The organism is Acinetobacter sp. Swhac1 (assembly GCF_013390985.1).
Lineage (GTDB): Bacteria > Pseudomonadota > Gammaproteobacteria > Pseudomonadales > Moraxellaceae > Acinetobacter > Acinetobacter towneri.
This window is the reverse complement of the sequence record NZ_JACASN010000093.1, coordinates 1-1,566: the sequence shown is the minus strand read 5'-3', so window position 1 is coordinate 1,566 and position 1,566 is coordinate 1. Positions and strand designations below refer to the sequence as shown.

General features: G+C 52.6%; 1 rRNA gene. It reads left to right on the top strand.

Annotated elements, in window-relative coordinates:
* Nucleotides 1-1,519 (top strand): 16S ribosomal RNA (locus HX743_RS16010); the annotation flags it as partial.
* Between the last annotated feature and the right edge of the window lie 47 nt (nt 1,520-1,566).

The following is a 1,566-nucleotide window of genomic DNA, read 5'->3' as shown; positions in this document are numbered from 1 at the left end:
TGGCTCAGATTGAACGCTGGCGGCAGGCTTAACACATGCAAGTCGAGCGGGCGAGGTTGCTTCGGTAACTGAGCTAGCGGCGGACGGGTGAGTAAAGCTTAGGAATCTGCCTATTAGTGGGGGACAACATTCCGAAAGGGATGCTAATACCGCATACGTCCTACGGGAGAAAGCAGGGGATCACTTGTGACCTTGCGCTAATAGATGAGCCTAAGTCGGATTAGCTAGTTGGTGGGGTAAAGGCCTACCAAGGCGACGATCTGTAGCGGGTCTGAGAGGATGTCCGCCACACTGGGACTGAGACACGGCCCAGACTCCTACGGGAGGCAGCAGTGGGGAATATTGGACAATGGGGGGAACCCTGATCCAGCCATGCCGCGTGTGTGAAGAAGGCCTTTTGGTTGTAAAGCACTTTAAGTGGGGAGGAGGCTTACCTGGTTAATACCTGGGCTAAGTGGACGTTACCCACAGAATAAGCACCGGCTAACTCTGTGCCAGCAGCCGCGGTAATACAGAGGGTGCGAGCGTTAATCGGATTTACTGGGCGTAAAGCGCGCGTAGGTGGTTAATTAAGTCAAATGTGAAATCCCCGAGCTTAACTTGGGAATTGCATTCGATACTGGTTAGCTAGAGTATGGGAGAGGATGGTAGAATTCCAGGTGTAGCGGTGAAATGCGTAGAGATCTGGAGGAATACCGATGGCGAAGGCAGCCATCTGGCCTAATACTGACACTGAGGTGCGAAAGCATGGGGAGCAAACAGGATTAGATACCCTGGTAGTCCATGCCGTAAACGATGTCTACTAGCCGTTGGGGGATTTGATCCTTTAGTGGCGCAGCTAACGCGATAAGTAGACCGCCTGGGGAGTACGGTCGCAAGACTAAAACTCAAATGAATTGACGGGGGCCCGCACAAGCGGTGGAGCATGTGGTTTAATTCGATGCAACGCGAAGAACCTTACCTGGCCTTGACATAGTAGAAACTTTCCAGAGATGGATTGGTGCCTTCGGGAATCTACATACAGGTGCTGCATGGCTGTCGTCAGCTCGTGTCGTGAGATGTTGGGTTAAGTCCCGCAACGAGCGCAACCCTTTTCCTTACTTGCCAGCATTTCGGATGGGAACTTTAAGGATACTGCCAGTGACAAACTGGAGGAAGGCGGGGACGACGTCAAGTCATCATGGCCCTTACGGCCAGGGCTACACACGTGCTACAATGGTCGGTACAAAGGGTTGCTACACAGCGATGTGATGCTAATCTCAAAAAGCCGATCGTAGTCCGGATCGCAGTCTGCAACTCGACTGCGTGAAGTCGGAATCGCTAGTAATCGCGGATCAGAATGCCGCGGTGAATACGTTCCCGGGCCTTGTACACACCGCCCGTCACACCATGGGAGTTTGTTGCACCAGAAGTAGGTAGTCTAACCGCAAGGAGGACGCTTACCACGGTGTGGCCGATGACTGGGGTGAAGTCGTAACAAGGTAGCCGTAGGGGAACCTGCGGCTGGATCACCTCCTTAACGAAAGATTGACGATTGGTAAGAATCCACAACAAGTTGTTCTTCAT